Annotated in this window: 9 protein-coding genes and 2 pseudogenes; 7 read left to right on the plus strand and 4 right to left on the minus strand. The window is 64.1% G+C overall.

What is annotated here, in order from left to right:
- From ASF22_RS11725 to ASF22_RS11735, 3 genes are all read left to right on the plus strand, one after another.
- Positions 1–620: IS630 family transposase (locus tag ASF22_RS11725; RefSeq protein WP_156647673.1), on the plus strand; the 620-nt coding region annotated here is incomplete at its 5' end.
- A gap of 611 nt (positions 621–1,231) precedes the next feature.
- Complete coding sequence (locus tag ASF22_RS11730) at positions 1,232–2,365, plus strand: efflux RND transporter periplasmic adaptor subunit (RefSeq protein WP_056264380.1); 1,134 nt, start codon at positions 1,232–1,234, stop codon at positions 2,363–2,365.
- Between the two features lie 2 nt (positions 2,366–2,367).
- Positions 2,368–5,565, plus strand: a complete 3,198-nt coding sequence (locus ASF22_RS11735) for an efflux RND transporter permease subunit (protein ID WP_056264383.1) — start codon at positions 2,368–2,370, stop codon at positions 5,563–5,565.
- A gap of 230 nt (positions 5,566–5,795) precedes the next feature.
- Here the strand turns inward: ASF22_RS11735 and ASF22_RS24875 are convergent, their stop codons facing one another.
- A complete protein-coding gene (locus ASF22_RS24875; RefSeq protein WP_348271143.1) occupies positions 5,796–6,353 on the minus strand; it encodes a thermonuclease family protein in 558 nt (185 codons plus the stop codon).
- A 205-nt stretch (positions 6,354–6,558) separates the two neighbouring features.
- Here ASF22_RS24875 and ASF22_RS11745 point away from each other — a divergent pair.
- The 3 genes and pseudogenes from ASF22_RS11745 to ASF22_RS11755 all read left to right on the plus strand — a co-directional run bounded on the left by ASF22_RS11745 (position 6,559) and on the right by ASF22_RS11755 (position 10,049).
- A pseudogene (locus ASF22_RS11745) lies at positions 6,559–7,930 on the plus strand (IS3 family transposase).
- 367 nt (positions 7,931–8,297) lie between these two features.
- Complete coding sequence (locus ASF22_RS11750; RefSeq protein WP_056264386.1) at positions 8,298–8,831, plus strand: MucR family transcriptional regulator; 534 nt, start codon at positions 8,298–8,300, stop codon at positions 8,829–8,831.
- A 393-nt stretch (positions 8,832–9,224) separates the two neighbouring features.
- Positions 9,225–10,049, plus strand: coding sequence for an outer membrane beta-barrel protein (locus ASF22_RS11755; RefSeq protein WP_056264389.1), 825 nt, complete (start codon positions 9,225–9,227; stop codon positions 10,047–10,049).
- Between the two features lie 130 nt (positions 10,050–10,179).
- On the opposite strand, the gene ASF22_RS11760 is transcribed toward ASF22_RS11755, so the two are convergent.
- The 3 genes from ASF22_RS11760 to ASF22_RS11770 all read right to left on the minus strand — a co-directional run bounded on the left by ASF22_RS11760 (position 10,180) and on the right by ASF22_RS11770 (position 12,793).
- The gene (locus ASF22_RS11760; protein ID WP_056264393.1) at positions 10,180–11,439 is read right to left on the minus strand and encodes a Y-family DNA polymerase; all 1,260 of its coding nucleotides are present in this window, start codon (positions 11,437–11,439) and stop codon (positions 10,180–10,182) included.
- Positions 11,440–11,442: 3 nt separating this feature from the next.
- Entirely contained in the window at positions 11,443–12,003 is a 561-nt protein-coding gene (umuD, locus tag ASF22_RS11765; protein WP_082483656.1) for a translesion error-prone DNA polymerase V autoproteolytic subunit, read from the minus strand.
- A 331-nt stretch (positions 12,004–12,334) separates the two neighbouring features.
- Positions 12,335–12,793: a hypothetical protein gene (locus tag ASF22_RS11770; protein WP_156647674.1), complete on the minus strand. Its 459-nt coding sequence runs from the start codon at positions 12,791–12,793 to the stop codon at positions 12,335–12,337.
- Between the two features lie 409 nt (positions 12,794–13,202).
- On the opposite strand from ASF22_RS11770, the pseudogene ASF22_RS11775 reads away from it, so the two are divergent.
- Positions 13,203–13,448 (plus strand): annotated as a pseudogene (locus ASF22_RS11775) (ATP-binding protein); the annotation flags it as partial.
- Positions 13,449–13,452 lie beyond the last annotated feature (4 nt).

A 13,452-nucleotide genomic window follows, 5' to 3' on the forward strand; every position in this document is an offset into this window, starting at 1 on the left:
ATAAGGTCGAGGATGTGGTCGGCCTCTACATGGATCCGCCCGCCCATAAGGTCGAGGATGTGGTCGGCCTCTACATGGATCCGCCCGCCCATGCGGTCGTGCTCTCCATCGACGAGAAGAGCCAGATCCAGGCCCTGGAGCGCACCCGTCCCAACCAGCCGCTCGGACCAGGGCATCCCGCCGCCCAGACCCATGACTACAGCCGTCACGGCACCACAACCCTGTTCGCCGCCTTGAACGTCTTGGAAGGCACCGTGCTCGGCCGCGGCATGCAGCGCCATCGCCATGGCGAGTTCATCCGCTTCCTGAACGCGGTCGAGGCCGCCGTGCCGGCGGGCAAGGGGATCCACGCGGTGCTCGACAACTACGGCAGCCACAAGCACCCGAAGGTCCGCGCCCGGCTCGCCCGCCATCCGCGATGGACTTTCCACTTCACCCCGACATCGGCCTCATGGCTCAACGCCGTCGAGGGCTTCTTCTCCGCCCTCACACGCCGCCGGCAGGCGGCCATCAAACGCTACATCGTCGAGCACAACCAAAGGCCCAGACCCTTCGTCTGGACCAAACCCGCCGCTGCCATCTTCGACGCTCTCAACCGGACCCCTGAACCATCCGTCTGAGTCAGTGCACTAGAAGCGCCGCGTCAAGCAGTGCGAGGAAAGCGTTGCACCGCAAGGCTCTTTGCCGACAGGGCAATAGCACGCCAAGCTCAAAACATTGCGCCAATTTAAATTGCTTAATCAATTATTGAGAAGATAATCGTGAATCTCCATCCAATGTGTTATTTTAACGCATTTTGTTCGGACTTCGCTATACCAGATGTAAGTTTGATTCAGGCAATAGTATGGCATGTATATGTTATCAATCTTATGCCACGCGCATACCTCAATCCGCGAAGAAAACTGACCTTGGATAAACCCAAGAAAATTACAGTTTTTCGGCGCCGAACCGATCGGCATCCAGTTAGTATATAGGCCCTTCTCTCTTTCCACTCGGTTGCCTATAATGAATCAGATACCGAAGTTATAATCAAGCGATCGGACTGAGTGCTCTAGCCAACGCTCACCCGCGATTTCATGTTGCGGAAAGCTGTCTGACCAGATCGTCCGATATGTTCGATGTCGCGCCGCGAAGGACGCGGCGATTCTAGCGAGACTGGGTAGACCGCGCCAGAAGACTCGGGCAAATGTGGCAATCCACGCAGGAGCCGTGGGCAACACGAGGACTTGCAATGCAACGGCGGGCGATCCTGTCCGCAGGCCTGGCGCTGATCCTAGGTGCGGTGCTCGGCATTGGGGCCCTCGGCATGCTCGTGCTGACGGACACCGGTACCGGTCTGCTGGGAAGGGCTGGTCCTTCCGCAACCGACCTACGCCATCGCTTCTTCGCGACATCGTCGACTGCCGATCACCGAGGCAGTCCAGAGCAAGTCAGGGCCCCGGTGCGAACTGCGCTGGAAGGCGGGCGGGTCGTGGTGCGCCTGAGCGACGGGGAACAGACACGGATCGGCGTCGAAACGGCACGGCGTATGCGCTTTCCCCATCCCATCGAGGTGCAGGCATACGGCAGTGTCATCGATCCCGCCCGCGTCACGGACCTTACCAACGGTTACGCGGGCGCGGTGGCGGCGCTCCAGGCCGCAAAGGCCAAAGCCGAGGTCTCAGGCAGCGCCGCGCGGCGGGCGAAGAGCCTCAGCGCCGGGGTGGTGACCGCGGCCCAGATCGAGCTCACCGAGGGCGCAGCTATCACCGATCAGGCAGCCGTAACCGTCGCCGAATCACAAATTCGTACCTTGGCCGCCACCGCTCAGCAAGAATGGGGTCTGGTGATCGGCAAGGCCATCGTCGAACGCAGTCCCACCGTAACGCGCCTCATCGAACGGAACGATTTCCTCGTCCAGGTCACGCTGCCGCCCGGCGAGACGTTAAAGGCCCTGCCCGTCATGGCTTTCGCCGAGGTTCCGCCCCAGAGCGAGCGCGTCCCCCTACGCTACGTCTCGCCCGCGACGCGGACCGATCAGCGCGTCCAGGGCGTCAGCTCCTTCTACACGGTCTCGGGCAACAGCGGCCTTCTGCCCGGCATGAGTACGCTGGTCTTCCTGACCTCCGACCGCAAGACCCTGGGTCTCAGCATTCCAGAGAGCGCCGTGGTGCACTGGCAGGGAGGCGCCTGGTTTTATCGCAATGTCGGCGAGGACGCCTTCGTGCGCCACCCGCTGAAGGCCGACGCCCCGATTTCGGCCGACACCTACATCGTCGACGATCTCGGCCCCGAAGCGCAGATCATCGTCACAGGGCCACAGGCGGTCCTCTCGGAAGAACTGAGAGGGCAGATCCAGGCTCACGGCGATACGGACGACGATTGAGCATGCGCGATGAGCGGCCCCCGTCCCGCACGTCGCGGAGCGATGCTTCGAGCCCGGCGTCGGCCCGTGCGCCCTCCGGCCTGCAGGGGCGCCTCGTCGCCTTCGCCGTGCGTCGGCCCGGCATCGTCCTAGCCCTCGCCTTTACCCTTGCGGTCTACGGACTTTTCGCCCTCAGCAGCGCCAAGTACGACGTCTTCCCAGAGTTTGCGCCTCCGACGGTGACGGTGCAGACCGAGGCACCCGGCCTCAACCCGGAGCAGGTCGAGGTGTTGGTCACCCAGGCCTTGGAGGTCGCCATCGCCGGCCTGCCGGGCCTTGCCACCGTACGCTCCAATTCGGTTCAAGGCCTGTCGGTGATCACCGTGACCTTCGGGGCGGGGAGCGACATCTACCGAGCGCGCCAACTTGTGAACGAACGCTTGGCCGCGCTGGCCGGGCGTCTGCCGCAGGGCGTGCTACCGCCGGCCATGACGGCGCTGACATCCTCCACGAGTTCAGTGTTGCTCATTGGGCTCACCTCGCCGACCCGCACGCTCATGGATCTGCGCACGATCGCCGATTGGCGTGTGCGCCTACGCCTGCTTGCCGCCCCCGGCGTCGGCGAAGTGCTGATCTATGGCGGCGACGTGCGTTCCATTCGTATCCAGGTTCGGCCGCACGACCTCGTCCGCTTCCGCGTCGGCCTCAACGATGTTCTCGTTGCCGGGCGCAAGGCGACGGGCGTGCGTGGGGCAGGCTTCGTCGACACGACCAATCAGCGCATCACCTTGCAGACCGAGGGGCAGTCCCTGACCCCGGAGGCGATCGCCCGGACCGTCCTCGTCAACGAGGGCGGGGCCAGCGTGGTGCTCGGCGACGTCGCCGACGTGGTGACGGAGCCGGAGCCGGCGATCAGCGCAGCCCTCGTTGACGGTAGGCCGGGGGTGCTGATGATGGTCGGCGCGCAGTACGGCGCCAACACCCTCGACGTCACAGCTCGGGTTGACGCCGCCCTGGCTGAGCTGCGCCCGGGCCTGGAGCGCGACGGCATCGACCTGCGCGCCGATCTGTTCCGACCGGCGAACTTCGTCACGCAGGCTACTGGACACGTATTGAAGGCCCTGGCCCTCGGCGGCGTCCTCGTGGTGATCGTGCTGCTCGTCTTCCTGTACGACTGGCGGACGGCGTTCATCAGCGTTACGGCGATCCCGCTTTCCCTGATCGGGGCCGTCCTCGTGCTCGGGGCGTTCGGCCAGAGCCTCAACACGATGACGCTCGGCGGTCTGGCCATCGCCATCGGCGAGGTGGTCGACGATGCGGTGATCGGTGTCGAGAACGTGATGCGCCGGCTGCGGGAGAACCACCGCGCGGGCTCGCCCGTCGCCGGAGCCAAGGTGGTGCGCGATGCCATTCTGGAAGTGCGCGTCTCGGTTGCCTACGCCACCTTCGCGGTGCTGCTCGTGTTCCTGCCGGTGCTGGCGTTAACCGGCGTGCCGGGCCGCCTGTTCGGCCCCTTGGCGCTCGCCTACATCCTCGCCGTACTGACGTCGCTTGCCGTCGCCCTGACGGTGACGCCGGCGTTGGCCCGCCTGCTGCTGGCGGGTCGCGAGAACATGCCGGCCGCCGAGCCGCCGGTGACCCGAGCCGCACGGCGCGTGTACGTCCGCCTGCTGCGGCGGACCGACCGGCATCCGCGTCTCGTTTTGGTCGCTTGCCTCGCTCTGACACTCCTGAGCGGCGCGCTGGTACCGCTGCTGGGCGGCACCTTCCTGCCGGACCTCAAGGAGGGCCATCTCATCCTGCACATGACGACGGCGCCGGGGACCTCGCTGCGAGAGACGCTCCGGGTCGGCGAACGCGTCACCGCGGCGCTGAAGTCCGTACCTGGTGTGCGCGCCGTGGCTCAGCAGGTTGGTCGCGCCGAGGCCGGGTACGATCTCGGCGGCACGCATGATAGCGAGATGCATATCGATCTCGACCCCGGCCTCGACGGCGCCGCGCAGGCACGGGCCGAAGCCAGTATCCGGGCTCTGATGCTGGCCACCCCCGGTGCGAGCTTTTCCCTCAAGACCTTCCTCACCGAACGCATCGAGGAGGTGGTCTCGGGCTACACCGCGCCGGTGGTGGTGAGCGTTTCCGGCGCGGACCTCGAAACAATCGAGGCGACCGCCCGCGAGGTGGCGCGGGAACTCGCAGAGGTACGCGGCGCCGTGGATGTGCAGCTGAAATCGCCACCGGGCCTGCCCCAGATCAACGTCAGCCTGCGCCCGAACGACCTGCGCCACTGGGGACTCGATGCCATCGAGGTCCTGGAGATCGTCCGCACGGCCTACCAGGGTGACATCGTGGGGCAGGCCTATGAGGGCAACGCCGTCTTCAACGTCGTGGTGGTCCTCGACCCGGCCACGCGGACGCGCCTGGCGACCCTCGGCAACCTGCCCCTGCGCACCCCTGGCGGCACCTACATCCGGCTCGCTCACGTGGCGGACGTGTATGAGACCTCCGGTCGCTATGCCGTCGGACATGTCGGCGCGCAGCGGGCGCGGGTGGTCACCGCGAACGTGCAGGGGCGCGATGTCGCCTCGTTCACCGAGGCAGTGAAGCAGAAACTCGCCCGGTCAGTGACGCCGCCCTCGGGCGTCGACATCGGCATCGCCGGCGCGGCCGAGGCGCAGGCCGCTGCCAGACGCGACCTGGTCCTTTATTCAGGGCTCGCCGGGCTCGGGATCGTGCTGCTGCTCCTCGTCGTCACAGGATCGCTGACCAATCTCGCCCTGATCCTCGTCAACATCCCGTTCGCGTTCGTCGGGGGCGTGATGGCGGTGGCCGCCACCAGTGCCGTGATCTCGCTCGGCTCGATCGTCGGCTTCGTGACGTTGTTCGGCATCTCCCTACGCAACACCATCATGATGATCGCGCATTACGAGCACCTCGTACTCGTTGAGGGTCGGACGTGGGAGGCGGCCGTGGCCGTCGAGGGCGCGGCCGACCGCCTCGTGCCGATCCTGATGACGTCCCTCGTCACCGGTCTCGGGCTCCTGCCCCTCGCGTTGGGTGCGGGCGAGCCCGGCCGCGAGATCGAAGGCCCCATGGCCCAAGTCATCCTTGGCGGACTCATCACCTCGACCGTGCTCAACCTTGCCGTGCTGCCCATGCTAGCGAGTCGTTTTGCTCAGTTCAGGACAACAAACGAGACAAGCCATTTTGCATCGAATATTTAGCCTGGCCCAGACAGGTTCGCCCTTGGACCGAATTCATAGCATACATGATATGAATGCTTGAGATATGCATAAAGCGCCAAAAATCCCTACCTATGACTGCTGATTTCACCCACGCGGCGTGCGACCCGGCTGCCTTAGCCTCATACATCGAGCAGAACATTCGCTCGCCAGCGCGATCGTTGACCCGGGTACGCTCGTAGTCGCGGGTCCCCGGAAGGTGGTTGATCCGCTCACCCCCGGGAGAGATGTTGCCTTCGATGTTGCACCCGCTGGCCTCGGACGGTGCCGAAAGCGTTTCGGGCCGCGAATGCTCTCCGCCAGCCCGCTTCTCGCGCCGCCAATCGGACGGGGCATGGAACGTGCTCGCCCAGATGGCATGCCGAAGAGACTTCGCCGTGAGCTCGGCGTTCACGTACGCCTCGGGAAAAGCACCGGTCTGCGATGGCATGCCACTCGCGGACCATCCAGGCGTTCCGATCCTCAGATACCGCCCGGCACACGGCCACCACACGGCCGTAGCGGTCGGTGTCTTGCGGGTCGCATGTCACGACACGCTTGCCGATGTGGGCAGCGAGGGCTAGCGCCGCGGCTTGACCGCAGCGGTAATCCTTGCCGGCGGCATCCTTGCAAGTCTGGGTGCTCTCTGGCGCATTTCTGCCGTGCAAGCGGATGGGGGTGTCCCGGATCACCACCGTGTCGCCGTCGCTAACGCCGGCGCGGCCAACGAGAGGATCGGCGGCTATGGCGGGAGATGTGAAAAGAATGGCGACGACGAGGATGGTCCGCACGACGGTCTTCCGGGGGTGGTGCTGACCGCGGATGTCTAAAACACACGCAGCTCAAAGCCAGCGCTCGTCGAGGTCGGTCGCGTTTCGTTCGGCCACGGGCTGGCTCTCGTCTCCCTCAGCTGTCCGACGTCAGCACCTGTGGGACAGAATGAGGGTCTTCACGAACGGAGGATGGCTGGTTCATCGTAGCCCCTGAGGAGCGAAGATGAAGCAAACATCCGGACCGGCCAAGAAGCCTGCAGAAGCGGTGATCAAGGACATCCGTCGGGCCACACGTCGGCAGTTCTCGTCCGAGGAGAAGATCCGCGTCGTACTGGAAGGCTTGCGTGGCGAGGACAGCATCGCCGAGTTGTGCCGACGTGAGGGTATCGCCGCCTCGATGTACTACGGCTGGTCCAAGGAGTTCCTGGAGGCTGGTAAGAAGCGCCTGTCCGGCGACACAGCGCGCGCGGCAACGACGGACGAGGTGCGGGATCTCCGTCGCGAAGCGGGGGCGCTGAAGGAGGTCGTGGCTGATCTCGTCCTGGAGAATCGTCTGCTTAAAAAAAGCATGAGCGGGGCTGGGGGCGACGAGGCATGAGGTACCCGGCCCCCGAGAAGCTGGAGATTATCCGGCTGGTCGAGCAATCCCACCTGCCGGTGCGTGCCACCCTGGACAAGCTCGGCATCACGCGCTCGACGTTTTACCGCTGGTACGACGCCTACCAGCGCGGCGGCCCCGAGGCGTTGAATGACCAACCTTCGCAGCCGAGCCGGGTCTGGAACCGTCTACCTGCGGAGATCCGCGAGCAGATCGTTGCCCTGGCTCTGGAGCAGCCTGAACTCAGTCCGCGTGAGCTGGCAGTGCGCTTCACCGACGAGCGCCGCTACTTCGTCTCGGAAGCGACCGTCTACCGGTTGCTCAAGTCTCAGGACCTGATCACCAGCCCGGCCTATATCGTCATCAAGGCTGCCGACGAGTTCCGCGATAAGACCACCGCGCCCAACCAGCTTTGGCAGACGGACTTCACCTACCTGAAGGTCGTTGGCTGGGGCTGGTACTACCTGTCGACGGTCCTGGACGAACCGAAGGACCGCGTAGCGACTTCTCACGCTACATCGTCGCCTGGAAGCTGTGCACGACAATGCAGGCCAGCGACGTCACCGCCACGCTCGACCTGGCGCTGGGTGCGGCTGGGCTCGATCGGGCGCGGGTGATGCCGCGGCCACGCCTGCTCTCCGACAACGGGCCGAGCTACGTCGCCAGCGACCTGGCTGACTGGCTCGGCAGTCGGGGCATGACCCACATCCGCGGTGCGCCATGCCATCCTCAAACGCAGGGCAAGATCGAGCGTTGGCATCAGACGCTCAAGAACCGCATCCTGCTCGAACACGCCTACTTGCCCGGCGAGCTGAAGACGCAGGTTGCCGACTTCGTCGAACACTACAATCATGCCCGAGCCCATGAGAGCCTAAGCAACCTTACGCCCGCTGACGTCTACTTCGGACGCGGCGAAGGGATCCTGGCCGAGCGGGAACGCATCAAGCGCCAGACCCTGATGGATCGCCGCTTGCGCCACCACGCGCAGGCCGCCTAACCTCTCACCCCAGATGGACCAGAGCCTCCGCTCCTGAACACCGCTGAATGTCCCAAATCATCTGACGACGGACACCTCTAAGCTCCTTCACAGGACTGACCTGGGCTCAGGTCTATTTCTCTCTGTCTGGACCTAATATGGGGAGCCTCTTTCATTTTTGACGTGTCGATCCGCACGCACCATCGCGGATTAAGCGGACGGACCGTCGTGCACCGTGATCAACCCCATAGCAAGCACGACGCCAGCCAACTCAGGATCGGCAAGGAATAAGTTGTCCTCTAGGGCTATTTTTTTACGGCGATCCTGTTGATATTTTCAAAGCGGCACGTCTTAAGAAAAAATTGGCGCAATCTAAGGGAGAGATACAATGACCAAAATCGAACAAAATCAAGTGGTCGATTATATCGAATTAAGTGCCGATATCGTTTCGGCCTTTGTGTCCAACAATTCCATCCCCGCGAGCGAGCTTGGCAATCTGCTCGCTAACGTACACACGGCCATCACGGACCTCGCTGCGAGCGGATCTGCTTCTTCGAAGGGTGACGAGGTCGAGAAGGTCACCTCGGCGCAGATCAGGAAATCGGTCACGCCGGACGCCCTTATCAGCTTCGAGGACGGCAAGCCCTACAAGACCTTGCGCCGGCATCTCACCCTCCGCGGGCTCACGCCCGAGGATTATCGTGTGAAGTGGGGTCTGTCCGCGGATTATCCGATGACCGCCGCGAGCTACTCGGCCCAGCGTTCCGATCTCGCCCGTGCGCTTGGTCTGGGACAGCAGCGGAAGAGGGCCAGCAAAGCTGTTGAGACTCCGCAGCCCGACATGACCGTTTCCGAGGCTTCGACCGACGTGACGCCGAAGCGTGCGGGGCGTCCGCGCAAGACTGCTGCTGCTCGACGCTGATGGAGTCGGCGGCCGAGGTATCGCCGCTTCAGGCGTCCACAACTTCACTGCATTGAACCTGTCGACTGCCGCTTCTTTCGCCTTGCGGAAATTGTATGGAGACGCTCTTTGTAAAGGGATTGCCCTTGCTGGTCCTCTGGCAACTCACTTTAAAACTGACAGCCCGCTGCATCTCAGCAAGCGGGCTGTTTTTTCTAAAACAATCGCCTTGGAGCTCGTTGTCGTATCTCGCTTACTCTGGAAGTAAACATAGAGTGAATCGTCGCCTATGTTCGTCCTGCGTTCGATCTAATATCAGTGTGGCCGAAATGCACTAGAGGTATCCGGCCAAGGCTTGCTAAACTCTGGACACACCGCACCGAGAGTGCGCCTCCGACTTTCGGTAGCCGCCCCATGTTCAAGACGCTCTTCCTCGCCAGCACCGCCGCCGCCCTCCTCGTGGGCGCTGCCTCGGCCGCCGACCTTCCGCGGCGCGCCGCTCCGCCGGTGTTCGTGCCGGTGCCGGTGTTCACCTGGACAGGCTTCTACGCCGGGTTTAACGCTGGCTACGCCTTCAACGAGCGTGACACCGTCCGCACCACCGGCATCGGCGCCTTGCAGAACAACGTCAACGCCGGCCTTCGCCGCGGTGATGTCCGTCTCTCCCAGGAAGGCTTCACCGGCGGCGGCCAGATTGGCTACAATCTCCAATTCACCCCAGGTTCCGGCGTCGTCATCGGCTTCGAAGCCGATGCGCAGTACACCGACCTCCAGCGCACCCAGGTCGACAGCATTTTCCTGCCGGTGTTCAACCCGAACCGCCTGACCAACACCTACCGCTCGGAGCTTGGCTTCCTCGGAACTGTGCGCGGCCGCATCGGCTACGCCTTCGACCGCGTCCTCGTGTACGGCACCGGCGGTTTCGCCTACGGCGACGTGTCCCAGAACATCAGCTTCACCACCGGCATCCCGCAGACCTATGCCGGTTCGCGGTCACAGATCGAGACGGGTTACGCCTACGGCGGCGGCATCGAGTACGCCCTGCCCACCGAGTCGTTCCTGAACTTCTTCAAGTCCAGTGCCGTCACGGTCAAGGCGGAGTACCTGCGCTACGATCTCGGTACCAAGAACCTCCTCGTCGGTACCACGGGCGGTCCTGGCATCGGCTACAACTCCCGCTTCACCACCGAAGGTAGCCTCGTGCGCGCTGGCGTGAACTACAAGTTCGGCTCGTACTAGGACCTGCGGGACTTTTAGGTTCGGCCTAAGCGTCCCCAGCCCCGATCACGGAGCCGCTTCTGTCGAGGCACACCCCGAGGAGAAATCCTCGGGGTTTTGTCGTTTGCTCTTAAATCGGCATGTCCCGTCTCTAAACGCTCAACAGCTCGCCCCATCGGGTCGTGTAACGCTGCGATAGATGCTCGGCCCGCAGCTTCCAGGGTCGGTCCATACCCGAAGTCGCGTAGCGCACCCGGTCCTTGCCGTACCGGGCGTTCAGGGCATCCACGGCGGCCATGAGTTGGACCCGACGGGGCTGATCCGGCTGAAGGAATAGCGAGCCCTGCACGGCGGCGGCCGGGCGGAGGTCGAGCAGGAGTATGCCGCACTTCTTGTAGCGGAAGCCCGGCCGGTAAATGCCCTTGAGGCCCCATAGGGCGGCTCGGATCAGGCGAGCGGTGTCACTGGTGCCAATGGTGAGCCGAACGGGCCTGGTGGCGTGGTACTGGGCATCCTCGGGCTTGTGCCGGTTGGTCGTCAGCATGACGGTGATCGAGGCCGTGGCGAGGCCCTGCCGGCGTAGCTTCTGCGCGGCGTAGGAGGTGTAGGCAGTCAGCGCCTCGGCCAACTCGTCGAAGCCCTCCACCGCCCGGCCGAAGCTTCGCGACGTGCAGATGGTCTTGGCATCGGGGCTCCCGTGTTCGAGGTCGATGCAGGGGATTCCCTGAAGCTCCATCACGGTCCGCTGCACCACCACGTTGAAACGGCGCCGGATCATCGCCGGGCAGGACTCGCGCAGGTGAAGCGGGGTCGTAATCCCCATGCCCGCAAGATGGTGCTGGAGGCGGTGCCCGATACCCCAGACATCGCCGAGATCCAGCCGGGCGAGGGCAACTGTCTGAGCGGCCTCGTCGGCGAGGTAGCAGACGCCCCCAGACGCGGGGTCCTTCTTGGCGGTTCGGTTGGCGACCTTGGCGAGGGTCTTCGTCGGGCCGATGCCGACGCACACCGGGATGCCGGTGCTGAGGCCAACGGTTTTCCGCAGGCGACGGGCGTGGGTCTCCGGATCGGCAAAGCCGGTGAGGCCAAGGAACGCCTCGTCGATGCTGTACACCTCCAGGTCGGGGGTGAAGTCGGCGAGTACCTGCATCACACGCGCCGAGAGGCAGCCGTAGAGGGTGTAGTTCGAGCTGCGGACCTGAACCCCCCAGCGCTCGAACTCGTCGCGGCGAAGGTGCCAGGCGTCGCCCATCTTGATCCCGAGGGCCTTGGCCTCGTTCGACCGCGCTATGACGCATCCATCATTGTTGGACAGCACCACCACCGGCTTGCCCCGCAGCGCCGGCTGAAACAGCCGCTCGCACGACGCGTAGAAGTTGTTGCAGTCCACGAGGGCGATGGGTGCGCTCACGGCCTAGAAACGGCGGAATGAGTGCGTGACGACGCCCCACACCTCGAACTCCGCCTCATCGGGCACCTCGATGTCGGGGAAGGCAGGGTTCTCGGGGTGAAGGATGATCCGGCCGCGCTTCTTCAGGAAGCGCTTCATCGTGAACTCGCCATTCAGACAGGCAACGACGATGCAGCCGTGCGCGGGCGTCTTCGCCTTGTCCACCACGGCCACGTCGCCGGGGTAGAGGCCAGCCCCGAGCATGCTCTCGCCCGCGACGCGCACGGCGAACACCGAGGGCAGCCGCGCGCCCACCAGTTCGTTGAAATCCAGCGGGCTCTCAAGGCTGTCCTCGGCCGGTGAGGGGAATCCGCAAGCCACGGACGCCGTCACATATGGCACCTCGGCCGTCGAGTTGCCGTCCACCTTGAGGAAGGCGGCAATGCCACCGGAGGTGCCGCCACGGGCCGCGATCCGACGCGCGAGGTCCGCGATTTCCACCGGCAGGCGCACGACCTTGGTCGGCTCGCTCTTTCGGCGGCCGGAGTTCGGGCGCGCCCCGCCCCGTGAGCTCGTCGTGGACATGGCCGCTGACCCAATTGATTTCTGTTACAGAAACCAAACGCGCAACGTGCCGAAAGGTCCACCCCTTTATGCCGTCAAGCGATAAGTTCGCAGGGGCTTGTTAAATGTGGGGATAACTCGGATATCCGCTGTGGAGGGCTTCAGCCGGGCTCGTTTCCGGTATGTCATTGAGCCTGAATGAGTTTTACCACTTGCAGATGCTGCAATCCGTAGGTCTGTCAGCCATGGGGCGTTTTCAGCTACGGATCTTACGTCGTCCGCTGAGAAGCCAAGGTCCGATTGAAACCCAGCATGCCTGGGTCGAGGCCACCTCTGCCGAGCAGGCTATCGCTCAGGGGAAGTTTCTGGCTGAAGCCGCGCTGGAGGGCTGGTCCGGCGTATCGATCCTCACCAACGAGACGGGCGCCATGATCTGGTCGGTGCGCAAGGATATGCCGCGCCTCGACGGACCGGGCTCGCTCTGAACGCCCAACCCCTGTTCCGGATGGACGAGGGCAAAGCCTGCGATTGCGCGCACCACCGCGGGCGCTCGTTCGACGCGTAGCGTCCACAGGCGCCAGGGCGTCGCCAAGGGCAGGAAATCAGCCTCGTCGAGAACGTGCTCCGGGTGATCGGCGTGGGCGATGGCCATCCGGAACGGCACATCTCCCGGCTGTCCTATGAGCACCACCGTGAGAGTGTTGACCCCGTCATGCAGCCACGAGGTTACGTCGTAGGTGAACCCGTCCTCGGTCGGCTCCAGGCCCTCCAAAGCGGGCTGGGTTACGCCGTAGGTGTTGAGACTGACCATAGCACGGCTCCCCGCGCCCCACAGTGTGAGACGCAGCCGTTCCCCGGCTCGAATGTGCATGATGTGCCCCGCTTCAAGGCCCAAACTGACGGGTTCGTGAGTTTTCCACAACGGGAACATGTCGCGAACGGTTACGTCGCGTTAACCATGTTGCAGCGGTGCATGAGGGTTCCCACCAGGCAAGAGGCAGGGCGATTTGGAAGGTCCGGGGATACGTCTCGCGGAGTCCTCTGCCGTGGCACTCCTGCTGCCTCACGACCCTTTGCCGACCGCACTGCGCAGCCGATCCTCAGGATCGGACCCGTGCCCAGCATCCCAACCCTCCTCGCGAGCGTGTGTCTTTCCGGCGGCGTTGTTGCAGGCCTGTTCGTAGGCGCCGGAGGCTCCGTGGCGATTGCAGCTTGAGACGGCGATGGCCTGCTCACGTATCGAGAATGGCTGGAAGGTACTGTTCACCCGCACCACCGACCTCGTGCAGAAGCTCCAGATCGCCCGGTGCGACCTCACCCGGGAGGCTGCCCTCGCCCGGCTCGATCGCTTCGACCAGCTGATCCTCGACGACCTCGCCCACGTCACCAAGGATCAGGCCGAGACCCGCGTACTGTTCGAGCTGATCGGCGCCCGCTACGAGCGGCGCTCGATCCTCATCACAGCCCCCA

The organism is Methylobacterium sp. Leaf87 (genome assembly GCF_001422775.1).
In the GTDB taxonomy this organism is placed as follows: Bacteria; Pseudomonadota; Alphaproteobacteria; order Rhizobiales; family Beijerinckiaceae; genus Methylobacterium.

What these genes read in the sequence shown, in the direction of transcription:
- ASF22_RS11730 (WP_056264380.1), top strand. Translation starts at nt 1,232, where the DNA reads ATGCAACGGCGGGCGATCCTGTCCGCAGGCCTGGCGCTGATCCTAGGT.
- ASF22_RS11735 (WP_056264383.1), top strand. Translation starts at nt 2,368, where the DNA reads ATGCGCGATGAGCGGCCCCCGTCCCGCACGTCGCGGAGCGATGCTTCG.
- ASF22_RS11750 (WP_056264386.1), top strand. Translation starts at nt 8,298, where the DNA reads ATGACCAAAATCGAACAAAATCAAGTGGTCGATTATATCGAATTAAGT.
- ASF22_RS11755 (WP_056264389.1), top strand. Translation starts at nt 9,225, where the DNA reads ATGTTCAAGACGCTCTTCCTCGCCAGCACCGCCGCCGCCCTCCTCGTG.
- umuD (WP_082483656.1), bottom strand. Translation starts at nt 12,003, where the DNA reads ATGTCCACGACGAGCTCACGGGGCGGGGCGCGCCCGAACTCCGGCCGC.
- ASF22_RS11770 (WP_156647674.1), bottom strand. Translation starts at nt 12,793, where the DNA reads ATGGTCAGTCTCAACACCTACGGCGTAACCCAGCCCGCTTTGGAGGGC.